The organism is Pseudoalteromonas sp. US3C1004 (assembly GCF_048401065.1).
GTDB lineage: Bacteria > Pseudomonadota > Gammaproteobacteria > Enterobacterales > Alteromonadaceae > Pseudoalteromonas > Pseudoalteromonas undina.
The window spans coordinates 793,814-819,564 of record NZ_CP183073.1 but is presented as its reverse complement, the minus strand read 5'-3'; the positions used below and the strand labels follow the sequence as shown (position 1 = coordinate 819,564).

Here is a 25,751-nt window from a genome sequence, read left to right as displayed (position 1 = left end):
ATTTTTAATCAACTGATATAAAAGCCCGCTTGCGGGCTTTTATTGTTTATAGAACAATATATAACAGATAAACTGACACCATTACTTAAGACAAGATGAGTGTTATGGGCTATTTATTTGCAGTTACCCTTCTTTGGGCGTTTTCGTTTAGTTTAATTGGTGTGTATTTAGCAGGCCAAGTTGATGCGTGGTTTAGTGTGCTAATTCGTGTGGCTTTAGCAGCGTTAGTATTTTTGCCTTTTTTAAAGAAAATCCCTACCCCACTTGCGTTTAAACTCATGCTGATAGGCGCACTGCAACTGGGGGTTATGTATGGCTTTTATTACCACTCATTTTTGTTTTTAAGTGTGCCAGAAGTGCTGTTATTTACCGTAATGACGCCACTTTACATTACGCTTTTAAACGACGCATTGAATAAACAGTTTAACTGGCAATTTTTTATTGTTGCCTTTATTGCCGTGTTAGGGGCTATTACCATTCGGTATGAAAACCTAACCAACGACTTTCTACTTGGCTTATTATTAGTTCAAGGCGCTAATATTAGTTTTGCTACAGGGCAAGTAAGCTACAAGCGTTTAATGGTTAATCAAAAACTGGATGACAAAACCGTATTTGGCTGGTTTTTTATTGGTGCGCTTGTTATAGCCAGCGCTTGCTATGCGCTGTTTGGCAATACCGAGAAGTTACCTACCAGCTCAACGCAATGGGGCATTCTTATTTACTTAGGTATTGTAGCCTCAGGTTTGGGCTACTTTATGTGGAATAAAGGCGCAACACTGGTTAATGTAGGCGCTTTGGCGGTGATGAATAACCTGCTTATTCCTGCCGGTATTATTGTTAATGTACTTATTTGGAATAGAGACGCAGACCTACTTAGATTAAGTATTGGCGCGGGAGTGATGCTGTCTGCCTTAGTGGTAAACCAAATAATGGCTAAATCAGCAAATTAATCACTCTGTAGTGAAATTGTCATTAATAATTAGTAAGGTAGCGTCCACTTTTATTTTTAAGGACAAATAATGAAGCGCATACCTTTTCTAACAACTTTTTTATTATTAAGCTCACTCGCTGGCTGTGATGACGATGTAAAAATAGTCGAAAAAGAAGTGGTTGTTACCAACACTGACGTTGAAATTGTTGAAGTACCTACCCCGGTTATTGTTGAAGTAGCTCAAGGCACCAATACGCAACTAGGTACTCGCCCCGACTACTTAATTGACGATATGGCTGACAGCGCACTAAAAACACAATTAGAATCGTGTAAAGAAGGCCCTTTTTATCGTACTGATTTTTCAATTGGTCACCGTGGTGCCCCCATGCAATACCCAGAGCACACACAAGAGTCTTACTTAGCGGCTGCTCGTATGGGCGCCGGTATTGTCGAATGCGATGTCACCTTTACCAATGATAAAGAGCTAGTATGCCGCCATTCTCAGTGCGACTTGCACACCACCACTAACATTTTATCTATTCCAGAACTTGCGGCTAAATGCAGTGAGCCATTTACTCCAGCAAACTCTAACAGTGGCACGCCTGCTTCAGCTAAATGTTGTACCAGTGATATTAGCTTGGCAGAGTTTTTAACCCTTGAGGGTAAAATGGATGGCGCAAACACCAGCGCCACTAATGTTAGCGATTACATGAAAGGTACACCAAGTTGGCGCACTGACTTATACGCCACCTCAGGTACTCTCATGACCCATAAACAAAGTATTGCACTATTTAAACAGCTCGGAGTAAAAATGACCCCAGAGCTTAAATCACCTCAAGTGAGTATGCCCTTTAACGGTATGACCCAAACGCAATACGCACAAAAAATGCTAGATGAATACACGCAAATGGAGGTACCCGCTTCGCATGTTTTTCCGCAATCATTTAATTTAGCTGACGTACAATATTGGATTAATACTAACCCTGAATTTGCAGCGCAAAGTGTGTATTTAGATGGCCGAGACAGCGATGCAGGGTTTGATCCTAACAACCCCGACACATGGCAACCTAGTATGGCTTCGCTTTTTAATGACGGTGTTAAAATTATTGCTCCACCCATTTGGATGCTATTAACCATAGATAATGAAAGTAATATCGTGCCATCACAGTACGCTATTGATGCTAAAGCCGCAGGGCTTAATATTATTGCATGGAGTCTTGAACGTTCAGGGCCGCTGAATAATGGAGGCGGATACTATTACCAGTCAATTAGTGATGTTATAGATAACGATGGTGACATGATGACCGTGGTTGATGTGCTTGCAAAAGAGGTTGGTGTAATCGGTATATTTTCTGATTGGCCAGCTACGGTTAGCTATTACGCAAGTTGCAATAAAATGCCTGCAAGTATTTAAACTTTAGGGCGTGTTTATTTGACCGCGCTCAGCTATTATATTTATTTTACTGAGCGCTTTTATGATCATTCAACACCATAACGCTGACTTACCAACGCCTACAGGGTTAATGCGAACCACTATTTACCGCCCACAAACATCGGGGCAATACCCTGCCATTATTTTTTATTCTGAAATTTTCCAGCAAACGGCACCTATTGCCCGCAGTGCAGCTATTTTAGCCAGTCATGGTTTTGTGGTACTTGTGCCAGAAGTGTTTCATGAGCTTAACCCTATCGGAACTGTTCTGGCTTATGATGACGAAGGCAAAGATAAAGGTAATAACGATAAATGGGCTAAACCTTTAGAGCATCATGATAGCGACACACAAAGCCTTATCGAGTTTGTAAAACGCCAAAGTTATTGTTCAGGAAATGTTGGGGCTATGGGAGTCTGTATTGGTGGGCATTTAGCTTACAGAGCCGCATTAAACCCACTCATAAAAGCTGCATTTTGTTTATACGCCACCGATATACACAGTAATACACTGCCCGCACAACCCGGAAATAACTCGTTTGAACGTATGGCCGATATACTCGGTGAAATTCATTTTATTTGGGGTAAGCAAGACCCTCATGTACCACAAGATGGCCGAGACAAAATATACCAGCAAGCTGTTCGCACTGGCATAAATTACCAATGGCAAGAAGTTAACGCGCAACATGCCTTTATGCGTGATGAAGGCGAGCGCTACGATGCAGCTCTCGCCATAGCAATGTATCAACAAGCTGTTGCCTTATTTAACCGAGCGCTAGCCCTTACGCATACCTAATGCCGTATGCTGTTTTACAAAATACGCTTTTAAATAATCAACAAACAAACGTAACTTTTTAGACCCCGTCGCTCCTGGCGGGAAAACTCCGTACAATTCAATGTCTTTGCTTTTGTAGTCGTCCATTATAATTTGCAGTAAACCCGCTTGTACTTTTGGCCATGCATCGTATAGCGGTATACGCCCTATGCCATGTCCTGCCTCTACAAATGCAGTCCGTGCAGCGGCATTATTGGTACTGAGCGATCCTTGCATAGTAATGTCGACTTTTTTACCGTCTTTTTGCAAGGTCAAGATTTTACTCCCTAACTGATAAACTACCCACTGGTGCTGTGCTAATTCATCGGGCGTAGTGGGCTTGCCATAATGCGAAAAATAATCAGGTGCGCCACAAATACAAGTACTCATAGTGGTTAACTTGGTTGCCTGTAGGTTTGAATCGCGCAGCGCAACCCCCCTAATAGCAAAATCAAATCCGTGTTTAATAATATCCACCACATCATCAGTTAGCTGTAAATCTATATCAATTTTGGGGTATTGGCGCTTAAAGGTATTAATTGCAGGCACTATTAATTGCATCCCCACATTAACCGGGCAACTAATTTTTAATAATCCTTGGGGCTCACTTTTTATATTTTCTATTTGTTGATTGGCAGCATTAGCCTGCTCGGTAATAACTCGGCAACGCTCATAGTAAGCCATACCGGCTTCAGTAAGGGCCATGGTCCGTGTTGAACGATTAAGTAAGGTTACTTCAAGTTGCGTTTCTAGCTTTTTTAAATGATAACTGGCTACCGCCCGTGTTAACCCTAGTTGCTTTGCCGCTGCAGTTAAACTGCCCTGCTCAACTATTTGTGCAAATACCACCATACTTTTTAATTGTTCAAACGAGACTTTCATGGACGCTCCAGTGCGGTTTTAACTTCAACCCTCCAATTGTATCAATTATTAAATCAATAAAGTTAAATTTATCATCGTTGTTTAAGGTTGGGTTAGTGCATATAGTAATTGCTAAGCAAAGATTACAATTTTAAATCATCAGAAGGAAAAAATAATGGCTAAGAAAATACTAATGGTACTTACTTCACACGCTGATTTAGGCAATACCGGTGAGAAAACAGGTTTTTGGGTAGAAGAATTCGCCGCCCCTTATTATGCATTTGTAGATGCTGGCGCAGAAATCACTCTAGCTTCACCAAACGGTGGCCAACCACCAATCGACCCAACCAGTACACTAGCCGACTTCCAGACTGATGCAACCAAGCGATACGACAACGACAGTACAGCGCAAGCATTAATGGCAAACACAAAAGTACTAAGTGAACTGAATGCTTCAGATTTTGATGCGGTATTTTATCCAGGCGGCCATGGCCCATTATGGGATTTAGTAGATAACACAGATTCAATCTCGCTCATCGAAGATTTTGTAAAATTACAAAAGCCAGTGGCAGCAGTGTGTCATGCGAGCGCCGCATTTTTAAATACAAAAGATGCTGATGGCAATGCATTGGTTGCGGGTAAAAAAGTTACCGGCTTTAGTAACACTGAAGAAGCCGCTGTACAATTAACAGATGTAGTGCCATTTTTAGTCGAAGACGAGCTGATCAAAAAAGGTGGTGACTATCAAAAAACCGACGACTGGGGCGTGCTTGCGCTTGAAGACGGTTTAGTGATCACCGGTCAAAACCCTGCAAGCTCTGAGCTAGCAGCTAAAAAATTACTTACCAAGCTTGGTTAATTACAATTAATCAGCATAAAAAGCACAGTTTAATCGCTGTGCTTTTTAATTTGCTTTTCATTACTCACCACTATTCCTATACTGGCCACTCTTAATATAAATAAGGGCACCGTATGCAAAATAAACCATCCACCTTGTCGTTACTTAGCAGCACCCGTTTTGCCATTATAAGCATTGTGACTATTTGTTTTGTGTTGCAACTAATTAATAGCCTGCCAGGCATTAGTTTAAATGGTTTAGGTATTTACCCACGCAGCATTCAAGGGCTGATTGGTATTCTTTGCGCTCCCTTTTTACACGGTAGCTGGTGGCATTTTGCTAGTAATATGCTGCCCTTCATTGTTTTAAGCTGGTTAATTTGCCAATACAGCGTAAAGCGTTTTTATAGTGTATTTATATTCACCGCATTAGTCGGTGGATTACTGGTATGGATGTTTGCTCGTGGCAATATTCATGTCGGATTAAGTGGCGTTATTTATGGGTTATGGGGATTTATTTTATGCTATGGCATTGTAAGACGTTCTTTTAAATCTATTTTTATAGCCGTGGTGGTGGCCTTTTTATACAGTGGCTTTATTTGGGGCGTGTTACCACAACGGTTTCACATCTCGTTTGAAAGCCATCTGTTTGGCGCACTTAGTGGATTCTTTTTAGGGTATAAATTAGCAAAAGCAGATAAATTAAAAGCAACAACGGGCAAAGCAAATACGCACGTTTAAACGATTAGAGGCTATTTATGAGTGATAACAACGACTACACCCCAGCAAAAGTATGGACATGGGACAATGAAAGTGGCGGTAAATTTGCAAACATTAACCGCCCAATTGCAGGAGCAACTCACGATAAAACATTGCCTATTGGCAAACATCCATTTCAGCTTTACTCATTAGCGACCCCCAACGGGCAAAAAGTCAGTATTATGTTTGAAGAGCTATTGGAGCTTGGTATTACTGAGGCTGAGTACGATGCTTATTTAATTAATATTGGTGAAGGCGACCAGTTTGGCTCTGATTTTGTTGATATAAACCCAAACTCAAAAATACCTGCGTTGATGGATCACTCTACAACACCAGCAACCCCTGTATTCGAATCAGGCGCTATTTTACAATACCTTGGCGAAAAGTTTGATGCGCTTATTCCTCATGATTTTCAAGCTAAAACACAATGTCGTAATTGGCTGTTTTGGCAAATGGGATCGGCGCCTTATTTAGGTGGCGGCTTTGGTCACTTTTACAGCTATGCGCCAACCAAAATGCAATACCCGATTGACCGTTTCACCATGGAAACTAAGCGTCAGCTAGATGTACTAAACCGCCATTTAAGTGACAACGAATACATGGCAGGCAGCGAATATTCAATTGCCGACATTGCAATATGGCCATGGTATGGCTCACTGGTATTAGGCGACTTATATGATGCCGCCGAATTTTTAGATGTTGCATCTTATACCCATGTGGTTCGTTGGGCTAAGCAAATAGCTGTGCGCCCAGGTGTAAAACGAGGCCGCCGTGTTAATCGTACTTGGGGCCCAGAAGAAGAACAAATGGCAGAGCGCCACAGTGCTCGTGATTTTGAATAAGACGCTGCTTTAGTACAAACAAAAAATCAGCGCTTAGCTGATTTTTTTGTGTTTATTTGGGGTTCCTTTATTCTTAGCAGGTAAAATGACTTTGTAATCCCAACAGTAGAAAAGTTAAGCATACCATCTTAATATATCTAAATATTTACACTGATAGCGTAGTTATTAATTGTGAAAAAACTGACAAAAGAACAAATCTATAAACGCTTAAACAATGAAGAAGACGCCCGAGCTTGCAAGGCCATCGACGACAATGCCTGTCAGGAAGTACCCGGTAATTTTATTATTTTACTCATTAGCCAGCTGTTTAGTAAGTTTGCTGATGCGCTACTCAACCCCAAAATAACGCTGCCGTGGTTAATGCAAAGCTTAAACGTGCCAGCGAGCTTTATTGCTTGGTTAGTACCAATCAGAGAATCGGGTTCATTGCTGCCCCAACTTGCTATTGCTAACGTTATTCGCAAACTCCCCGTTCGTAAATGGGTATGGGTAATAGGTGCAGTGATGCAAGCAGGATGCATTTTAGCCATGGTTGCGGTGGCATTTACCCTCAAGGGCGCACAAGCAGGCTACGCCATTATTGGCTTATTAATTTTATTTAGCCTTGCTAGAGGGTTTAACTCTGTCGCTGCAAAAGATGTGCTGGGCAAAGTTATTCCTAAACAGCAACGCGGTAATATTAGCGGGCTTGCTGCGAGTATTGCCGGTTTTGCCACCTTAACGTTTGGTCTCATGATGTGGTTTTTTTCACAGCAAAAAGATCAAGACATTGTGATCATCGCTTTACTACTGGGTGCATTAATGTGGCTGATTGCCGCGTTTTTTTATGCACAAATTAACGAATATAGTGGCGCTACCGAAGGAGCTAATAATGGCCTATTGCACGCGTTTTCAAAGTTAAAAATTTTATACCAAGACAAACAGTTTGCGCATTTTGTTATTACACGTGCCTTACTGCTTTGTTCAGCATTGAGTGCCCCTTTTTATATTATTTTAGCCAGTAAACAGTCGTTTGAATTTTCTTTACTTGCCACCTTTATTGCCGTTTCCGGCTTTGCAAGCCTAGTCTCAGCGCCGATTTGGGGGCGCTTAAGTGACTTATCTAGCCAGCGAGTGCTGGTACTCAGTGCCACTTTGGTTACCATTAATGGGCTGGCTGTATTTGTTATTGCAACTTGGTATAACGAGCTGCTACTAAATTGGTGGGCTATGCCTATTTTGTACTTTTTACTCTCAGTTGCGCACCAAGGAGTACGCTTAGGGCGAAAAACGTACCTCGTCGATATGGCAGAGGGTAACAAACGCACCGATTATGTGTCGGTTAGTAATACCGTTATTGGGGTTTTATTACTGATGTTAGGCAGTATAGGCTTATTAGAATCGTTTTTATCAACCGCAGAGCTTATTTTGCTTTACAGTGGGTTAGGTTTTTTGGGGGCAATGAGTGCACTGTTTTTACCAAAAACAGAGTAAATAGCGTGCGGTTTAACCTAATGTAATTAAAACGCTCACCTTTAAAGTTGTGGGCGTTTTAATGCAAACTTATCTTTGGTGGTGCTAAAGTAATCGCCGCCCATTTTACCTACTGCATCTAAACGTGTCGGATCTATGTAGCCATTTACCAACGTGGCGTCATCTATAAAAATTCCCACTACATCTAAGAGCATCATTTTGCCACCGCTTGGTTCATCTGAAATAGTGATCACTTCTCGAAGCTTACATTCATAGCGTACTTTTGAAGCTGCAACACTCGGCGGATTAACTAACTGGCTTGGGACTCTCTCTATGCTGGCCTCATCAAACTCACTGACATTATTAGGGTAATTAGCGCAGCTTTGGTTCATTTGCTCTACTAAGGCATGACTAACAATATTAACCACACATTCTTTGGTGGCTAGTAAATTTGTCAGTGTATCTTTATTGGCTTTATCACTGGGGTTAACTTGAGTCACACTTAGCACTGCAGGCTGACAACTTGCTACGGTAAAAAAAGAGTAAGGTGCAATATTGCTTACCCCCTCACTACTTAGGGTGCTTATCCATGCAATCGGTCGTGGACTAATACCGCCAACTAAGTAGCTATAAACAGAGCGGTTGTTGTTTTGAATTAAATCTAAAAACATTATTTCTCACTTTTAAGTTAAAAACTAAACCCTAGTACTAGGCAATACGTACTTATAGATTGGATCTTCATTAATACTACACCGTTAGCAAATAGTTTAATTTCATGCGCCAAAAAATAAACATTGTCTGGTTTAAACGCGATTTACGCTTAAGCGATCATCAACCGCTTAAACATGCGTTTAGCAATGGGCTTCCAACATTATTGCTGTACAACTTTGAGCCGCTGTTACTCGAAGATGCTCATTATAACGAGCGACATTGGCGCTTTGTGTATCAGTCACTATGTGATTTAAACCAACAACTTGATCGCTTTAATAGCTGCGTGTACATATTTAAACAAAATATGCAGTCGTTGCTTGAAGAGCTACTCACCCAGTTTGAAATAATTAATCTCTTTAGTCACCAAGAAATCGGCTTAAATAATACATTTGAGCGCGATAAAGCGATTAAAGCATGGTGCCAACATAATCAGATTAACTGGTTAGAGTCACCAACGGGGGCTGTCATTCGGGGTAAAAAAAATCGCAATAATTGGAATGAATGCTGGCAACAAACAATGCAAGCGCCAATTGCCATCCCAGATTGGAAACACATTAAAACAGTGACACTCACACACTACCAATCGCCAGAATTACCAGACAATTACACAGCTGACGATGACAACTTTCAACTCGGAGGGCCGCGACTTGCCCGTGAAGTAATGCAAAGCTTTTTTGCTGAACGCGGTAAGGGTTATCAAAAAGGAATATCCAGCCCAAGCTTAAGCCGTACGCATTGCTCTAGGTTATCGCCCTATTTAGCGTGGGGAAATATCAGCCTGAGGCAAGTGTATCAAATGGCGATTGACGCATACCATTCAACCCATCCCAATAAAAAAGGCTGGAAGCGTCCGCTTGCTGCGTTTGTATCTCGCCTGCATTGGCATTGCCATTTTATGCAAAAGTTTGAAAGCGAATGCAGCATGGAATTTAAAGCCTTAAATCCGGGTTACCATGCATTTCCGTATCGTGATGACGCTAAGGTTACTAGCGATATTGAACGCTGGGCACAGGGGCAAACCGGTATTCCTATTATTGATGCCTGCATGCGCTGTTTAAAAGCCACCGGTTATATTAACTTTAGAATGCGCGCTATGCTGGTGAGCTTTGTAACCCATCATTTAAACATCAGCTGGCAACAGGCAAGTTTTCCGCTGGCTAATTACTTTTTAGACTTTGAGCCAGGTATTCATTATCCGCAAATACAAATGCAGGCATCGGTTACTGGCATTAATACTATTCGCCATTACAACCCAATTAAGCAATCGGAGGATCAAGACCCAACCGGTGCGTTTATAAAAAAATGGTGCCCTGAACTTGAAAAGCTCCCTATTGAATATTTACATCAACCTTGGGAGCAAACGCCCATGGAAGCGCTATTTAACGACTTTAAACTAGGTGAAGACTACCCTGAGCCGATGCTTGATTTAACCACCGCCTCAAAAGAAGCCCGCGAACGGCTATGGCAATACCGAGAGCGGCCCGATGTAAAACGCGCCATAGGTAAAATTCTTAAAAAACACGTGACTCCGACTCAAAAAATCACCCGTGTAAAACGCAAAACTCGCAGTAACAGCAATAAAGAGAACACCTAATTATGGCGCACAAAAAACTTAACTTACCGCAAAAAATTTGCCCAGTATGCAATAAGCCGTTTGCGTGGCGTAAAAAGTGGCAACGAGATTGGGATAACGTTATTTATTGCTCAGAGCGGTGCAAACGCAGCAAATAGCCGCTTATAAAAACCAATACACGCATATTCGCTTTAATCTCACTTTATATCTTACATAGCTGTTATAGTGGTTAACGTTTCAACTTGTTGTTCAATGCAAGTTAACACTCTACCCTCTGCCTGCTCAACATTCATTACACCTAGCACAGTTAATTAAAAGAACACCCTTTACCAAGCATTATTTTTACAGCCATGGCGTGAGCTTGCCTGTAAAACCCCTCTTTGTTTGTTAGCGATGTAGCATTATTCGTTTATAAACTCAGCATACTTTAATCAAGGATATAGCATGAGTGAATTAACTATTGGCGTAATTGGAACATCACGTAAAACAGATGAAAGACGCTACCCTATTCATCCTGCGCATTTAATGCGTATACCTGAAAAACTCAGAAAAAATATGATTTTTGAGCAAGGTTATGGCGCGGCATTTAATATGAGCGACGAAGAAATTGCAGCACTGACAGGCGGCATTGCCACCCGCAGTGATATTTTAACCCAATTAGGCACCGTCATTATTGCCAAACCAGTGCTTGCTGATTTACAAGAACTTAAAGAAGGCGGCACAATTTGGGGCTATGTACATTGCGTACAACAACAAGCAATTACCCAAGCTGCCCTTGATAGAAAGCTTACTCTTATTGCCTTTGAAGACATGTTTGTATGGTCACCACAGGGAAATGTTGGCCGTCATACTTTTTATAAAAACAATGAAATGGCTGGTTATTGTGCGGTGTTACATGCTCTGCAACTAAAAGGCATTGATGGCCATTACGGTAATCAACGTAAAACCATTATTTTTAGTTTTGGCGCTGTTAGCCGAGGCGCTATTTATGCATTAAAAGCTCATGGTTTTAGAGATATTACAATTTGTATACAGCGCCCCGATCATGAAGTGCGTGAAGAAGTACTTGATTGTCATTATGTTAAAGTACGCCCAGGCATTGAAGGCGAAGCTCGCATGATGGTGGTTGAGCACGATGGGTCGCAGCGCCCGCTTACTGAGCTTATTAGCGAAGCTGACATTATTGTTAATGGCACCTACCAAGAAACCGCAAACCCCGTCAATTTTGTGATTGAATCTGAAGCCAATTGCTTAAAACCCAATAGCCTTATAATAGATGTAAGTTGTGATGAAGGAATGGGATTCTTTTTTGCAAAGCCAACAACATTTAAACACCCGATGTTTAGCTATAAAACCACGGATTATTACGCGGTTGATCATACCCCTAGCTACTTATGGGAAAGTGCAACGCGCTCTATTTCTGCCGCGCTCATTGTATACTTGCCAACTGTTTTAGCCGGTCCAGAGCAATGGCAAAAAGACGAAACCATTCGCCGCGCTATCAATATTGAACACGGAATAATTAAAAACAACGCTATTTTAGCGTTTCAAAACCGTGAAAGTACGCCTCCTTATCACCTGCAAATAGCTGACATAACCTAAATTCGGGATAATAAATAATCCCAAACGTAACGTGAGTTTTGTTTATTAAATTATTTGGCTTCTATTTTGCAACTATCTATGTAAATAACGCTTTTTAGCTGTTTTACCGTGTAGTGTTTACAACGTATTGCAAACACTACACGGTATGACTAATTAACCTAAAAAGCCTACACCCTCAACAAGGAGAACATAATGACGATTAAAAAATCTGCACGTTCAACATGGTCTGGTGATATTAAAAAAGGGAAAGGTTATATCTCAACGCAAAGTGGCGCATTAGATAACCAGCCGTATGGGTTTAATACCCGCTTTGAAGATAAGCCAGGATCAAACCCTGAGGAATTAGTGGGTGCAGCACATAGTGCCTGTTTTGGTATGGCTTTATCGCTGGCACTTGGTGAAGCGGGCTTTACCGCTGAGAACATAAACACCGAAGCAACAGTAAGCTTAGATGAAGTAGACGATGGCTTTGCGGTGAGTGAAATTGAATTGGTAGTTAATGCAAAAATTACTGATATTTCCAATGAGCAATTTCAAGCCCTGTGTGAAGACACCAAAAAAGGCTGCCCCATTTCAAAATTACTCAATACCAGCATAAAGCTAACGGCAACACTTAACTAATTTTGTAAACCAATTATACTTTTTGCGTAGCAGTAAGATTATGTTTTAGCATAACCTTACTGCTAATTTTTCATGAATTAAATAAAAACTTTATTATGAGTTATATTAATGTTCGCTAATATAATTATGTAAAATCTCAATACTTTGTTAGGATTACAAGAAACTTAACCACCTTTAAGTGTGGGTTAAATTCAAAGGTGGATGCATGAACGAGAAATCACAAAGTTGCGAAAAAGTATCTTGTAGCAACTGCGCTGATTCTAGCGAACTAGATTTTGACTTTACTATGGCATTTCAGCCTATTATAAATTGCCAGAGCAACACTATTTATGGCTATGAAGCACTGGTTCGTGGTTTAAATAATGAGTCGGCTTATTCTATTATTTCCCAAGTAAACGACGACAACCGCTATACCTTTGACCAACTATGTAGAATTAAAGCCATTGCACTTGCCTCTAAGCTAGGCATAAACACCATGCTAAGCATTAACTTTTTACCCAACGCTATTTATAAGCCTGAGCGCTGTATTCGCACTACCCTAGAAGCGGCTAAAAAGTACAATTTCCCTACAACTAATATTATGTTTGAATTTACTGAAGTTGAAAAAATAGAAGACAGCAGCCACGTTGAGCGGGTTGTAAGCTACTACCAAGAATTAGGCTTTAAAACAGCTACCGATGACTTTGGCTCAGGCTATTCTGGATTAAACTTACTAGCTGACTTTCAAACAGATATTATTAAACTCGATATGGCACTTATACGCGATATCGACAAAGACACAAAACGCCAAACTATTGTGCGTAACTGCTTAAATATGTTTGAAGAACTGAACATAACGGCGTTAGCTGAGGGTATTGAAACAGTTGAAGAATATCACTGGCTAAAAAGTGTCGGCCTTGAATTAATGCAAGGCTACTTGTTTGCAAAACCTGGGTTTGAGTGCTTACCAGACGTTAATTTTCAATAACATTTAGTTGTTATAAAAAAACCGCCATCAAGGCGGTTTTTTAGTTTTTGCTATTGGTTAATTACATATTTCCCAGCTCTATCATCATTGCGGTGTACATACGTAAATTAAGTGCTAGTTGCTCAAGCGTAATAAATTCATGTTCTGAGTGACCGGTGTAGCGTTTACCTGGCATTGATGGACCAAACGATACGGCATTATCAAATAACTTAGCGTTGGTACCACCACCAATAGAGACAAAATCTGCGTCTTTATCGCCAGTAAAGTGTTTAAAAATATCAAGTAACTTCTGCGCATGGGGCGCGTCATCAAGTAACATGGGTGTACCAATTGTGGTTTTAACATTGGCTAATGTTACTTTATTATCAGCTTGCCATTGAGTAAGCGCACTATTAATTTGCTGTTTTAGTAAGTCAGCCTCTTTACCCATAGGACGACGAGCATTAACCGCTAACGTTAGGTTATTACCGTCTCGTTCAATAACTGTGGGCGCTACCGTCATTGGCCCCATAAAGTCATGTTTATACGCAATATCACCAAACTGTTTACCGTGAATATCTAGGCCAATTAACTGGTTTACAAACTTAATGAGCTGACCGTCGCTGTTGTTTTCAAGCTCAACGGCTTTAAATAGTTCAGCCAAATAAGCAATGGCGTTAACACCTGACTCTGGCTCAGATGAGTGAGCCGACATGCCTTTAACACTAATTAAAGTCCCATCTAACTGATCATCAAAGGTAAATTCTACTTGCTTAAGAACCTTGGCTGTTTGTTTTAATTGAGCCATCAATTCAGTACTCGCATTATGCAAAGTTAAGCTGGCATCTTCAGGGATTTGGCTAGCAAAGGCACCACCCGTTACATTGCTGACATACACACCTGTTTGTGGTGATGTTGCATCAAATGTTGGCGCAATTAAGCTCCAGCCTTTTTCAGCAACCACTACAGGGTATGAGGCATCAATGGTTATCGCATACTTTGGTTGCTCATAGGTTTTCATAAACTCAGTTAACGGCCCCCAATCAGACTCCTCGGCCAAATAAACCATCAGCTCAATGCGGTTATCAAGGGTTATGCCTTTATCTTTTATGGCTTTCATCGCATATAAAGCGGTGGCTATAGCGCCTTTATCGTCTTCGGTACCTCGGCCAACTAATTTACCCGGCTCTGAGGTATCAATAATAAATGGGCTTTGTTTCCATTTGCTGGCGTTTGCAGGTTGTACATCACCGTGAGTCACTATGGTTACTTTTTCTTTTTGCTCACCCATGCCTATGAGTACGGTATAGCCTAAATCTTGGTAGTCAAAGCCAAGTTCAGCGGCTTTCATTTTTAATAACGCTTTAAAGCCTATAAAGTCGGGGTTTTGTGGTGCGCTGATCTCACTTTTATTAACCGTAGGAAACGATACTAAATTAGTAAGCGTATGCACCTGTGCATTTTGATAGTTATTAACTGCGTAATCGGCCACGCTTTCACTGTGTTTATTTAATTGTGCATGAGCGCTAAATGCACATAAGGCAATACTTGCTAAAGCTAGCTTGTTCAAAACAGATTCCATTTAATTAACAACAAAGAACACTAATTATAACCTCCTTGTAAAGTGACAAACAGCGCTTTGCGGCAGACCCACAAGCAAAGCTTATAATTTATCTAACAGCTTTGAACAAGATGCCTGTATAATGCGCAGCTCAAAATTACGGGGTTAATCATGAATCGCAGAAAAAAGATCATTACAAAATTTAATAACAAAGATAAGCGTGCTAATGCCAAGCTACATAAAAGCAACAAACCGGCTTATGTTTCAAAAGCAGAGCGCGCAAAGCTTGCTGAGCAAGATGCCGAACAAGCAATTGAGCACGCGGCCAACGAAGTAGTGCAAACAAGCGTTTAATTGTTATTGCGATAGGGTGAGAGGCTTAAATTGAGTGTTAAAAAGCTTAAAGTGAGCCAAATAACGAACCGCCACATAGCAAACTACCCCACTTGCCACAATCAGTTCAAACGTTGCTAAATACTGTATTTGCTTAACAAACTGCAAATCAATACCCTCTGCATGCATCCATGCAGCAAGTTTAAATAGCGCAGTAGCACCAATAACCATAGGGAAAGTAAACGCAGCGTAACCTGGGCAAAATGGACGGCGCAGTAATTTAAAAAATGCGACGTAAATTATAAAGGTCATCAGTACCGCAATTCCAAATAACAAGCCAATAACAACCGGTGACGGCTCGCTGATAACTGCAAAGTAACCAGCTAACGATAAACTTGCTGGCGCCGCTAAAATAGCCAGTGTAGGTTGTGCAGCATCTGGAATGTGCGCAGCAAAAATGATCCGGTAAATCATCATAGGCAACATAACTGCATACATCAGCATGCCAAAATAAAGCGCCCCTTGTGCTAGAAACAGCAGTGCCGGATTTCCTGAAAACGCCACATCGGCAACAATGATCCCAACAGGCGGAACAAACCAGCTTGGCACCATATGCTCAATTTTAAATTCAATCACGCGATGAGCAATAAAGCTGATTAAAAACAACACATGTAATAAAAATGCACCAACCCAAAGCACATCTCCCGCAAGGGAGTAAAACTGCCCTAAAGAATTAGACACCACTAAAGTAGCCATAGCAAAAGTAGGCACCACACTTCCCACAACCGGATGGGCTAAATCGGCTTTAAGCAGCTGAGGATGCAGTAAAAACTTAAGAGTTAACAATAGCAATAACACGCTCGCAATAGCGGCACCGGTATATTGTGCTACGCCATTTAGGTTAAACATACTCTCCCAAGCCCAACCTAGGCTGGCAATACCTAATGCCAAACCGCCCATTGGTGTTGGTGCACCAGATACTTTTGTTTTTATATGTTTAAACATCTCTATTCCACCCTGTGGTTGTAACTTACAGAGAAGTTTACGCTTGCATTTTGTTAAGTTAAATCTAATTATATAGAACATAGGTTCAGGTAAACTAAACATAGCATAATGAATATTTCACTCAAGCAACTTAAAGTATTTGTCGGCATAACCCAGCACAGCACCCTTACAGCTGCGTCTGAATCACTATTTTTATCTAAAGCGGCGGTTAGTATGGCGCTTAGCGAACTTGAAAAGCAGTTAGGCCATCCGTTATTTGATCGTGTAAATAACCGATTACTATTAAATCAAGAAGGGCAAAAGCTACTGCCCCTTGCTGATGAGCTATTAAATCGGGCAAACACTATCGACACCTTGTTTTTAGACAACGCCCCTGCCAGCGGAACCTTAAAAATTGGTGCCAGCGATACAATTGGTAACCATGTATTGCCAGCTTTACTAAGTAACTTTCGAGCGCAGCAACAGCATTATTTACAGCAAATACTGATTTCTAATTCGGCGCTTATTTGTCAAAAGCTTATAGATTACGAGCTCGATATAGCACTTATTGAGGGCCAAGCCCATCAAGGCGATTTAGTCTCTAATGTGTTTAGCCATGACGCCATGTGTATTATTGCCCCAATAAACCACCCATTGGCTGCAAAAAAGCAACTTAGCTTTAACGACTTAAATAGTAGCCAATGGGTATTAAGAGAAACTGGTTCAGGCTCGCGTTCCTTCTTTTTACATAGCCTTGCGCCACAAATTAAAAATTGGACGCAAAGCGTAGAACTCAATACCACTGAAGCGCTTATAAACTGTGTAGCTAATGGCTTAGGGTTAGGATGTTTATCATCACTTGCCGCGCAATATGCCCTAAAAGATGGACGTATTACACAGCTTAATTTAAACCACCCCATGCAAAGGCAGTTTTGGTTAGTGATGCATAAAGACAAATACAAAAACCCGCTGTTAAAGCAGTTTATAGAATTTTGTCACAAGCAAACTTAAAAATTAATAGCAATAAACCGTCAGACTCGATTAACCAAAAATCGAATCTGACAGCTCGCACTAACTTACTCTGTCATCTTAAAACGCGTAACTCATGGCTAAATTTATTGAGCGCCCCTGCCCAGCTAATTGGTTAAAGCCCTGTGACATATCTTGTTTAAACTCAGCAATACTTACGCCGCCCAGTGGTAATTGATAATACTCATCAAGCAGATTGGTAATATCAACACTCACGGTAAGTGCATCCCAACTAGCTTTTGAGCTTAAATTAAGTAAATGATACTGCTCGGTTTGGTTTTCTAGGCGGTTGCTATCTACGCGAGTTTTACTATCGATCCACTGCCACGTGAGTGCGTTTTCAAAGCGGCCAACTTGATGGTTAATAGCAAATTGGGTTTGCAGCGGCTTAATTTGATAAAGCGGCTGATTAGTATCGTCGCGCTTACCACGGGTGTTGGTAATATTAGCTTTTAACGACCAGCTACCATACTGCTTAGACTCATGCAGTGCTAAAACCGCATCTAGCTTTACACCATAAAGCCTGGCATCTATGTTATTAAACATAAGTACATTACGGGTATTGGCAGCAAGCGCTGTGCGGTTAAAGCTTCTTACTATGTTGGCATTAATATAGTCATTCACGTCGCTCACCCAAGCGTTAGCACTTATACGCCAGCTGTCGTCTTTTGCCATGCGGGTGTACGTGCTGCTAAGCGTGTGTGCGGTTTCTGGTTTAAGGTTTATATTACCAATATAGCCGTTGCCATCGCCGTACCATCCAATCATGGTGGTGGCCATATTACCTACGCCCCAGCTATAGCGTTCGTATAAATTAGGCGCACGATTTTTACGGGCTAAGCCAATTTGTAGTTCGTCGTTATTGCTTAGTTGATAATTAATCAGCACGTTTGCATCAACTAAATTATCTGTTTGTTTTTTGTTTTGGTTATTAAACTTTTTAGCCGCCATTGCATCATTTGGCATCGCCATAGCCATTGCATTCATTGCAGCCATGCCTGCATTATATGCTTGTACATCATCAGTGTTGGTCATTACATTTTCAAATCGAATGCCTGCATTTAACCACCAGCGAGTATTTAGTTGGCTTTCATATTCTCCAAGCAAAGCAATACGCTGACGTCGGCCATTATTAATATTTTTATAGTCATTTGGTCCCATCATCATTGAGCCCTCAACTGCAGGCCACCAGTCATCTAATTTCATGTGGTGATACTCTTGCGCGAGTAGTAACTGGCTGTTGTTATCAAGCGCTAGTCGCCATTTTAACTGGGTACTTATATCTTCGGCGTCGGTTTTCATGGGCATTTTTCCGGGTTTTTCTGCGCTAAAAAATCCCATTTCATGCTTTACGTTATGCCAATTTAACTGCGCTTCAAGCTCACTGTTTGTAAAAGCGCGCTTATACTGAGCAACAGCGCCATAGCTGGTGTTATCTGTCATATCCATATATTGATTAGCAAAGCCTTGATAGGGTATTTTTTGATGGCTTAGCTTAACCACTAATTGTTGCTTATCATCGCGCATGGCAGCACTTAAACTATGGTTTTGCGCGCGGTATAGGGTGTCGAGCACTAAATCGCCGTTACCATCTTCATAACTGTTAGCATCGCTATAAGCACCTTGATAATTAAAACTGAGTACATCGCTGGCAATGCGCATACCTGCGCCGACCTTTTTGGCGTTATCAAGGGTGTTGTACTGGGCTGACACATAACCTGAATGCCATGCAAGTTCGCTATTTTTACTGTACTGAGGTGAAATAGAATTAACAGCAATCACACCTGCAATATTATCGCCTCCCGCGCTTACTGGAGAAACACCTGCAACCACTTTGTAGCTACTAATTTGATTGGCTGAAATATAAGACAGTGGCGGGTTCATTTGGTTAGCACAGGCGGCGGTGATTTGCGCCCCATCAACCAGTACCGCCACTCTATCTCCCATTAAACCATTTAAAACAGGTAAATTGGCCATGCCACCAGCGGCAGAAAAGTCCACTCCTAAATCGGTTAATAGCGATTCAGACGAGCCTAATGATAGGTGTTTATTTTGTGCTTGGCCGTGCACTTCAATCACTTCAATTGAGGTGTCATCTGCAAAAGCAACTGGCGATAATACGCTACTTATAACAAGCGCTAAAGGGGAGAATAAATAAGGGGTTAAAGAATTTTTTTTATCAGTCATTATTGATTTACCACAAAATTTTTGTGGGTAAATTATACGTGCTGTAGGAATCTAAAAAGCGCGACATATTGTCGCACTTTGTTAATTTTTAACCCTGTTCGTCGTCAAAAATATCTTCTATTTTTAACTCAAACAACCTTGCTGCCTTAAAGGCCAGTGGCAAACTGGGGTCAAACTTACCTTTTTCAATCGCATTAATAGTTTGGCGAGAAACATCAAGCAGTTCGGCCAACCTTGCTTGGGTATAGTTATGTTCGGCTCTTAACACTTTTAATCGATTTTTCATTCATCACCTGCGCAATAGTGTTTATTAAGCACATACACACTAATTAAATACACTGCCCCCATTAAAAACATTAAATCGGGTATCTGTGCTTTAAAATCAATTAAGCCACTCAATTGCAGATTAGTGTACGCAAGCCCACCTACCAATATTGCACCTAGGGTAAACCCCATGGCACTGAGATGTATTTTTTGCATCAGCTCATCCATCCCCTGTAAGTAACGTTTGTTAGCCAAAATCATTACAATGCCGGCTATTACATTTACAACTATAAAAAAGCCGCTAATTATCTCGGCGCGATCCCAAATTAATGTCGGGCCAAAGCTACATAACGCTAAGGTGAGTAACCAAATCAAGGTACATTTAACCAAGTAGCTAGTATTTTTAATTTGGCGTTGTTTTAAATTTAATTCTGTTTTCATTGCTTTAATCCTATTTAAAAAGTAATGCTTACTTTACAAATATCATTCATACCATACAAAAAGTCAAGCTAGCATTACATTTTAATCTAATATATCTTGCTTTTAATGAGCGAGTGGCTTGCAAGGCCATATAAACCAGCCTTTCGTTTGCTTAAGTTAAATTTTATTCATCTTAAACTATGGTTTAGACCATGACGGGAGGAGGCTTTTAATTTAAAATGCCAGTCTCTTTATTCCTCATTCCCATATTCAATTTTAAATAAACGTGTGTGTTGTATTTTTTAAACGTACAGGCGTTTTGTTTGTTATTAAATTTTATTCAATACCTTCAAGGATTTTACATGGCCGTTGATACTACATCGCCGTCGAGTCAGCCCAATAGAGCCGCTATTTTAGTTGTACTTGCGCTAGGCACCTTTATTTTGGGTTTATCTGAATTTTCTATGATGCCTATGTTGCCATTAATTAGTGAAGCATTTGGTAGTACCCCATCACAAAGTGGTTATGCCATTAGTGCTTATGCTCTTGGAGTGGTTGTTGGCGCGCCTATTTTAATGTTGGCAACAGCAAACATGCGTAAACAAAAAGCGCTGTTACTATTTTTAAGTTTAATGTGTATTGCTAATAGCTTAAGCGCCTTAGCTAGCTCATTAGAGCAACTTGTACTGTTTCGGTTTTTAAGTGGTTTACCCCATGGCGCATATTTTGGCGCAGCCTTATTATTGGCCTCAGATATTGCGCCTGTTGGAAAGCGTGCTAGCTTTATGTCAAAAGTATTTATGGGGCTGACAGTCGCAACCATTGTAGGCGTACCCGTAGTAACGCTCGTTGGGCAAAATTTGAGTTGGCGCTATTGTTTAGCCGGGGCAGGTGTACTGGCGTTTATTGCCTTTATTTTTGTTTATTACGTGGTACCCAATGTTAAAAATACTCAAAAATCTAATTTACTAAACGAGTTAGGGGTATTAAAAAATAAACTGGTTTGGTCTATTTTGGGTATTGTTATTATTGGTTTTGGTGGCGTATTTTGTATTTATACCTACGTGGCCGACACTATTTTAGATGTAACCCAATCACCCGCCTATACTATTTCAATTGCGATGGTGATGTTTGGTATTGGCTCCACACTCGGTAATTACATACTAGGAAAAGCAGCCGATAAATCGGCAATTAAAACCACGGGACTAACCCTTGCCTCAACTATTATTTTTGCATTTGCGTATGTAAGTGCCAGCTATAATATCTACTTACTTTATCTGGTGATCTTTTTTATTGGCTGTAGCTTAGGGCTTTCTACTTTAGTGCAAACACTGTTAATGGATGTATCGCCCAATGGCCATGCCATGATTGGTGCTCTCGTACAATGTGCTTTTAATATTGCTAATGCAATTGGCCCATGGGTAGGCGGCATTGCTATTGCGCAAGGGGCACAACCAAATCAAACCGGGTATGTTGCAGGAGCATTATTTTTAGGCGGGTTATTTATGTGGTGGCTTAGCTTTATACAAATAAACAATAAAAGCGCAAAACAAACGGCTGCAGCGTATTAAGTATAAAAAGAGCCGCGTATAGCGGCTCTTGTTATACTCATTATTTTAATTAATTACACGTCAATCGACGCCATATCAATAACAAAACGGTAGCGCACATCTGAGCGTTCCATGCGCTCATAAGCGGTGTTAATTTCATCTATATTGATCATTTCACACTCAGGTAATACATTGTGCTCACCACAAAAATCGAGCATTTGCTGTGTTTCTGCAATGCCACCAATTAAGGATCCTGCCACTCGACGACGACCCATTAACAATGGCACTGTGTTTAACTCATCAACAGGGCCTACTTGGCCAACAATCACTAACGTGCCATCAATATCAAGTAGCGGTGTATACAGTGATAGGTCGTGCTTTACCGGTATAGTATCAATGATCACATCAAACGCTGATTGTGCATTTTTCATTTCATCATCGTTGTTCGATACTAAATAGTGCTGTGCACCTAGCTCAATAGCATCTTCTTTTTTAGATTCAGTGCGGCCAATAACAGTAACCGTTGCACCCATTGCCACGGCATTTTTAACCGCCATATGGCCAAGCCCTCCAAGGCCGACAACTGCAACACGGCTGCCTTTTTTAACACCCCATTTATGCAGCGGTGAGTAAGTAGTAATGCCAGCACACAATAAAGGCGCAACGCGAGATAGCTCTAAATTTTTAGGTACTGAAAGCACAAATTCTTCACGCACCACTACATGCTTAGAGTAGCCACCTTGAGTCATTTCACCATTTATTCTGTCTTTGCCACTGTAAGTGCCAACCATGCCTTCACGACAAAATTGCTCTTCGTGATTATGACATTGGTCGCAGCTTTGACATGAGTCAACCATACAGCCTACAGCAACGGTATCGCCTTGCTGATATTTAGTAACATCGCTACCAACCGAAATTACTTTACCAACAATTTCGTGCCCTGGTACTAATGGGTATTTACTGCCACCCCAATCGTTTCGCACTGCATGTAAGTCTGAATGACAGACACCACAATATAAAATCTCTATTGCTACATCGTTATTTCGTAAATCGCGGCGCTCAAAAGAAAACTCTGTAAGTTCAGAACCTTGGCTTTTTGCTGCATATCCGACTGTTTTCATAATAACTCCATAGTTTATTAAAATTTATAACTCACACAGTATGCATTATCAGCTCTGAACATGAACTGACGTAGCAACTGCAAAAAACCCAGCATAATGCTGGGCTATTTTTATCAATTACTGCACCACAACGGCGTTTAACTCGTCAATCAACGTTTTAATACGCTGGGCATTTTTGCCTAAATCGCTTTTACCAATGCGAGATTTACTGCGTATGTCTAACACACGCTTACTGCCTTTGTCGTTAATACGCACGACAACATCATCTTTAAAGCCAAACCAGGTTGTGGTGTCTGTTGCTTCAACAATGCCATTATTAACATCGCTATTAACCAGTTCCCAACCAAGGTTTTCCATGGCTTTTGTTGTAGCTGCCACTAATTCTAGTTGCGTTTGGTTGTACTCGAGCGATTTTAGTTCTGGGTATGCTTTTCGTTGTTGCGCTGCCGTTTCTTCTCCCGCGTATGCAACAGGATTAGGTGCATCAGCACGCAAAGGCACAACCGCAACAAACTCAGGAGGGTTAATTAAATCGGTAGAAATATCATGAATTGACGGAACACTTTTTGCTGCATTCATCATGTTAAGCGGCATTGCAATAGCAACTGCTGCAAAAATAACAGTGATCACTGCACTGGCTAAGCTCACTGTTTTACGCATAAATAGCACTTGAACTAATAATAAGGCTAATGCTGCCCCACCAACATAAACACCTAATCTAAAACCGGCAAAAGCAGTGCCTAGTTCAACGATATTAAATTTATAAAGGGGTCCCGGTAGTACCACCATTAAAAAAGCGATAAGCCCAACTAAGCTCACTAAATATCTCATTGCCTACTCCGTTATTGTTATATGGTTATTGTTTTTTAAATAGCTTTATACTGTTAACACTCCAATTTAGATTACTATGACTGATAAGTATCTATAAAGTCATAATTTATTACCCTTTTAATGTAGATAACTTGACTCCTTGGTAAAAATCAACAAACTACGGGGGTAAAATTATCAGGGTATTATTATTTATGAAAACAGAGATTAGTTACCGATTTGAGTCATCACAAGTGGCTAACCGCTTTTTACACGAATTAAAAGATTGGCCAGTCAATGACGTAAAAACACGTCTTTTTAATGGAGGCGACAGCGTTAAAGTAAGCTACGAATATGATGAAAGCGGATTTGATTATACCGTTGCCGAACTTGATGATTTAGCCGAGCAACACGGCGGACAAGAAGTGTCGAGTTAAGATACTAATACCTAAGCTCAATAGCCACAACACACTTTGCAGCCATGCCTATATTGTAAACTTTAAGCTTACAAAGTTATTTAGTAATAGGTATTAAACAACGTATTAAAGACCCCTTACCCACTTCACTTTCAACCTCTATAGTGCCATTGTGCTCTTTAAGTACATTGTAAACTATAGCCATTCCCATACCAGTGCCTTGGCCTACGGGTTTAGTGGTAAAGAAAGGATCGAACATTTGTTTAAGTGTATCAGCGTCCATCCCACAGCCGTTATCTGCCACTTCTATGTAAATATTGCCTTTATTGGCAAACAGCTTAATAGCTATTTTTCCTTGCTGCTCGTGCAAGTCATCACAAGCGTGTTTCGCATTAATTAATAAGTTTACAAAGACTTGTTTCATCGATGATATATTACACTGTGTTAGGGGTAACTTTTCAATGTGTAACTCTATAGCACACGTTCCCAGCTGGTTTTCGAGTAACTTTAGCGTACCATTTAATGATTCTGTAATGTCTGCCATTGTTGTTACGTTATCTTTTAGGCTCGCAAAGTCGACAAGATTACTAACAATATGAGCGATACGCTCTAAGCCCTCTTGGGTATCATCAACTAATTCATCAATATCGTCCACAATAAAGCTTAAATCGTTCTCTCGGTTGAGCTGAACTAAAATAGACTCTAACTGCGTTACTGAAATCGATTTATCTACAAATTGTTGAGCCGCCGTCATTAACGAAACCAACACGGGCTTTATAAATTTTATGCTTGCTACATTACTGGTTATGTAAGCAAGCGGATTATTTATTTCGTGGGCCATACCAGCAGAAAGTGTGCCTAATGTGGCCATTTTTTCACTTTGCATTAAGGTTATTTGTTGGTTTTTGACCGTTTCGAGCTTTTCTTCCAGCTCTTGATTAGCAATAAACAACGCCCGTGTTTTGTCTTCTAGTAGGGTTTCTAATTGATCTCTGGCTGATTTTTCGCGCAAATACGCTTTTTTATAATTGTAGTCGTCTTCAGCCATGGGGAGTCTCATATTTTATTTCAATTAAACACGAATCAAACCCATCATGCATGCACTGAGCATGATTAAGTTTAGCATCAACCCCATAATGAGCCGCAGCACCAAAAATAAGCCCTTCGGCGCACATACAAAGCTGTCTCTTAGAGTTGTAACGCATTAAAATAAACCCGTCTTCAATAATTTGGGCGTCAATTTCAGGTAAATTAGGCTCATGATAAAGCTTAGCGACTTCAACATGAATTACTTTATCAATACTAATAATGAGATCATCAAAACTATTAAAGCTGTCTACTATAGCTGGGTGACGTGCCTTTAAGTGAGAAAATAAATACTCTCCAAAGGCCTTTAATACCTCTGGCATAGACATAGAAAGTGCAGTTGCTACATCTTGTGCCAAACCAACTATTTCTTCATCTGGATAACTTTCTGCAGAAATATAAACACGACCTTCAGGTGCATTTTTTTCAAGTAAGTCGTCCCATGCAGCCATGCCACATTTTTCAATGACCAGTGCCTCAAGCCCTCTAAAGATAACGCCTTTCATGCATGTTCCCTCTATTATCACTTTTAGATTGTTAGCTGCGCCTTCAATTAGTTACAAACGCTCGCTACCTTACGGCTCATATTTACACTAGCGTAGTAAGTCTTACTCT

At 40.7% G+C, this 25,751-nt stretch carries 27 protein-coding genes; 16 read left to right on the top strand and 11 right to left on the bottom strand.

The genetic code is table 11. From position 1 onward, the window contains the following. Positions 1-95: 95 nt before the first annotated feature. From ACNSN3_RS03835 to ACNSN3_RS03825, 3 genes are all read left to right on the top strand, one after another. Positions 96-950, top strand: a complete 855-nt coding sequence (locus ACNSN3_RS03835) for a carboxylate/amino acid/amine transporter (RefSeq protein WP_054202096.1) — start codon at positions 96-98, stop codon at positions 948-950. A 69-nt stretch (positions 951-1,019) separates the two neighbouring features. After that, positions 1,020-2,345, top strand: coding sequence for a glycerophosphodiester phosphodiesterase family protein (locus ACNSN3_RS03830; protein ID WP_418608609.1), 1,326 nt, complete (start codon positions 1,020-1,022; stop codon positions 2,343-2,345). A 61-nt stretch (positions 2,346-2,406) separates the two neighbouring features. Beyond that, positions 2,407-3,156 (top strand): dienelactone hydrolase family protein, encoded by a 750-nt coding sequence (locus ACNSN3_RS03825; RefSeq protein WP_055011695.1) that lies wholly within the window; start codon positions 2,407-2,409, stop codon positions 3,154-3,156. On the opposite strand, the gene ACNSN3_RS03820 is transcribed toward ACNSN3_RS03825, so the two are convergent. After that, positions 3,136-4,056 carry a LysR family transcriptional regulator gene (locus ACNSN3_RS03820; RefSeq protein WP_138620920.1) on the bottom strand — a complete coding sequence of 307 codons (921 nt, stop codon included), beginning with the start codon at positions 4,054-4,056 and terminating at the stop codon, positions 3,136-3,138. The genes ACNSN3_RS03825 and ACNSN3_RS03820 overlap by 21 nt on opposite strands. A gap of 154 nt (positions 4,057-4,210) precedes the next feature. On the opposite strand from ACNSN3_RS03820, the gene ACNSN3_RS03815 reads away from it, so the two are divergent. The 4 genes from ACNSN3_RS03815 (at position 4,211) to ACNSN3_RS03800 (ending at position 7,946) form a co-directional block, all read left to right on the top strand. Continuing rightward, positions 4,211-4,894, top strand: coding sequence for a type 1 glutamine amidotransferase domain-containing protein (locus ACNSN3_RS03815; RefSeq protein ID WP_418608608.1), 684 nt, complete (start codon positions 4,211-4,213; stop codon positions 4,892-4,894). Positions 4,895-5,007: 113 nt separating this feature from the next. Next, complete coding sequence (locus ACNSN3_RS03810) at positions 5,008-5,613, top strand: rhomboid family intramembrane serine protease (RefSeq protein ID WP_138594236.1); 606 nt, start codon at positions 5,008-5,010, stop codon at positions 5,611-5,613. Positions 5,614-5,630: 17 nt separating this feature from the next. Further along, on the top strand, positions 5,631-6,473 hold the full coding sequence (gene yghU / locus ACNSN3_RS03805; RefSeq protein ID WP_418608607.1) for a glutathione-dependent disulfide-bond oxidoreductase: 843 nt from the start codon (positions 5,631-5,633) through the stop codon (positions 6,471-6,473). A gap of 171 nt (positions 6,474-6,644) precedes the next feature. Further along, positions 6,645-7,946 carry an MFS transporter gene (locus ACNSN3_RS03800; RefSeq protein WP_010391229.1) on the top strand — a complete coding sequence of 434 codons (1,302 nt, stop codon included), beginning with the start codon at positions 6,645-6,647 and terminating at the stop codon, positions 7,944-7,946. 41 nt (positions 7,947-7,987) lie between these two features. Here the strand turns inward: ACNSN3_RS03800 and ACNSN3_RS03795 are convergent, their stop codons facing one another. Further along, positions 7,988-8,596 (bottom strand): flavin reductase family protein, encoded by a 609-nt coding sequence (locus ACNSN3_RS03795; protein WP_054202091.1) that lies wholly within the window; start codon positions 8,594-8,596, stop codon positions 7,988-7,990. Positions 8,597-8,700: 104 nt separating this feature from the next. Between ACNSN3_RS03795 and ACNSN3_RS03790 the strand changes: the two genes are divergently transcribed. The 5 genes from ACNSN3_RS03790 (at position 8,701) to ACNSN3_RS03770 (ending at position 13,399) form a co-directional block, all read left to right on the top strand. Next, complete coding sequence (locus ACNSN3_RS03790; protein ID WP_054202090.1) at positions 8,701-10,230, top strand: cryptochrome/deoxyribodipyrimidine photo-lyase family protein; 1,530 nt, start codon at positions 8,701-8,703, stop codon at positions 10,228-10,230. 2 nt (positions 10,231-10,232) lie between these two features. After that, the gene (locus tag ACNSN3_RS03785; RefSeq protein ID WP_010391223.1) at positions 10,233-10,367 is read left to right on the top strand and encodes a DUF2256 domain-containing protein; all 135 of its coding nucleotides are present in this window, start codon (positions 10,233-10,235) and stop codon (positions 10,365-10,367) included. A gap of 286 nt (positions 10,368-10,653) precedes the next feature. Continuing rightward, positions 10,654-11,811: a N(5)-(carboxyethyl)ornithine synthase gene (locus tag ACNSN3_RS03780; RefSeq protein WP_010391222.1), complete on the top strand. Its 1,158-nt coding sequence runs from the start codon at positions 10,654-10,656 to the stop codon at positions 11,809-11,811. Between the two features lie 192 nt (positions 11,812-12,003). Beyond that, entirely contained in the window at positions 12,004-12,432 is a 429-nt protein-coding gene (locus tag ACNSN3_RS03775) for an OsmC family protein (protein WP_054202088.1), read from the top strand. A 205-nt stretch (positions 12,433-12,637) separates the two neighbouring features. Then, complete coding sequence (locus tag ACNSN3_RS03770; protein WP_418608606.1) at positions 12,638-13,399, top strand: EAL domain-containing protein; 762 nt, start codon at positions 12,638-12,640, stop codon at positions 13,397-13,399. A gap of 61 nt (positions 13,400-13,460) precedes the next feature. Here ACNSN3_RS03770 and ACNSN3_RS03765 read toward each other — a convergent pair whose 3' ends face one another. Beyond that, positions 13,461-14,948 (bottom strand): dipeptidase, encoded by a 1,488-nt coding sequence (locus ACNSN3_RS03765; RefSeq protein ID WP_418608605.1) that lies wholly within the window; start codon positions 14,946-14,948, stop codon positions 13,461-13,463. Between the two features lie 162 nt (positions 14,949-15,110). Here ACNSN3_RS03765 and ACNSN3_RS03760 point away from each other — a divergent pair, with 162 nt between their 5' ends. Beyond that, a complete protein-coding gene (locus ACNSN3_RS03760) occupies positions 15,111-15,293 on the top strand; it encodes a DUF2986 domain-containing protein (protein WP_054202087.1) in 183 nt (60 codons plus the stop codon). A gap of 3 nt (positions 15,294-15,296) precedes the next feature. Here ACNSN3_RS03760 and ACNSN3_RS03755 read toward each other — a convergent pair whose 3' ends face one another. After that, the gene (locus ACNSN3_RS03755) at positions 15,297-16,277 is read right to left on the bottom strand and encodes a TDT family transporter (RefSeq protein ID WP_418608604.1); all 981 of its coding nucleotides are present in this window, start codon (positions 16,275-16,277) and stop codon (positions 15,297-15,299) included. A gap of 108 nt (positions 16,278-16,385) precedes the next feature. Here ACNSN3_RS03755 and ACNSN3_RS03750 point away from each other — a divergent pair, with 108 nt between their 5' ends. Continuing rightward, the gene (locus tag ACNSN3_RS03750; RefSeq protein ID WP_418608603.1) at positions 16,386-17,267 is read left to right on the top strand and encodes a LysR family transcriptional regulator; all 882 of its coding nucleotides are present in this window, start codon (positions 16,386-16,388) and stop codon (positions 17,265-17,267) included. 78 nt (positions 17,268-17,345) lie between these two features. Here the strand turns inward: ACNSN3_RS03750 and ACNSN3_RS03745 are convergent, their stop codons facing one another. From ACNSN3_RS03745 to ACNSN3_RS03735, 3 genes are all read right to left on the bottom strand, one after another. Then, positions 17,346-19,472 (bottom strand): TonB-dependent receptor plug domain-containing protein, encoded by a 2,127-nt coding sequence (locus tag ACNSN3_RS03745; RefSeq protein ID WP_418608602.1) that lies wholly within the window; start codon positions 19,470-19,472, stop codon positions 17,346-17,348. A gap of 88 nt (positions 19,473-19,560) precedes the next feature. Then, positions 19,561-19,758: a helix-turn-helix transcriptional regulator gene (locus tag ACNSN3_RS03740; protein ID WP_008108814.1), complete on the bottom strand. Its 198-nt coding sequence runs from the start codon at positions 19,756-19,758 to the stop codon at positions 19,561-19,563. Continuing rightward, a complete protein-coding gene (locus ACNSN3_RS03735; protein WP_010391213.1) occupies positions 19,755-20,177 on the bottom strand; it encodes a hypothetical protein in 423 nt (140 codons plus the stop codon). The genes ACNSN3_RS03740 and ACNSN3_RS03735 overlap by 4 nt, the downstream gene beginning before the upstream one ends. Before the next feature lie 341 nt (positions 20,178-20,518). On the opposite strand from ACNSN3_RS03735, the gene ACNSN3_RS03730 reads away from it, so the two are divergent. After that, positions 20,519-21,727 (top strand): MFS transporter, encoded by a 1,209-nt coding sequence (locus ACNSN3_RS03730; protein WP_138570483.1) that lies wholly within the window; start codon positions 20,519-20,521, stop codon positions 21,725-21,727. A 53-nt stretch (positions 21,728-21,780) separates the two neighbouring features. Here the strand turns inward: ACNSN3_RS03730 and ACNSN3_RS03725 are convergent, their stop codons facing one another. Together ACNSN3_RS03725 and ACNSN3_RS03720 are read right to left on the bottom strand one after the other, a co-directional pair. Beyond that, on the bottom strand, positions 21,781-22,827 hold the full coding sequence (locus tag ACNSN3_RS03725) for an NAD(P)-dependent alcohol dehydrogenase (protein WP_008108622.1): 1,047 nt from the start codon (positions 22,825-22,827) through the stop codon (positions 21,781-21,783). 117 nt (positions 22,828-22,944) lie between these two features. Beyond that, positions 22,945-23,658 (bottom strand): DUF1499 domain-containing protein, encoded by a 714-nt coding sequence (locus ACNSN3_RS03720; protein WP_075170629.1) that lies wholly within the window; start codon positions 23,656-23,658, stop codon positions 22,945-22,947. A gap of 191 nt (positions 23,659-23,849) precedes the next feature. On the opposite strand from ACNSN3_RS03720, the gene ACNSN3_RS03715 reads away from it, so the two are divergent. Then, complete coding sequence (locus ACNSN3_RS03715; RefSeq protein ID WP_008108632.1) at positions 23,850-24,071, top strand: hypothetical protein; 222 nt, start codon at positions 23,850-23,852, stop codon at positions 24,069-24,071. Between the two features lie 76 nt (positions 24,072-24,147). Here ACNSN3_RS03715 and ACNSN3_RS03710 read toward each other — a convergent pair whose 3' ends face one another. Both ACNSN3_RS03710 and ACNSN3_RS03705 read right to left on the bottom strand, forming a co-directional pair. Then, on the bottom strand, positions 24,148-25,098 hold the full coding sequence (locus ACNSN3_RS03710) for a sensor histidine kinase (RefSeq protein ID WP_418608601.1): 951 nt from the start codon (positions 25,096-25,098) through the stop codon (positions 24,148-24,150). Beyond that, the gene (locus tag ACNSN3_RS03705; RefSeq protein ID WP_418608600.1) at positions 25,091-25,642 is read right to left on the bottom strand and encodes a heme NO-binding domain-containing protein; all 552 of its coding nucleotides are present in this window, start codon (positions 25,640-25,642) and stop codon (positions 25,091-25,093) included. Before ACNSN3_RS03705 ends, ACNSN3_RS03710 begins: the two co-directional genes overlap by 8 nt. Positions 25,643-25,751 lie beyond the last annotated feature (109 nt).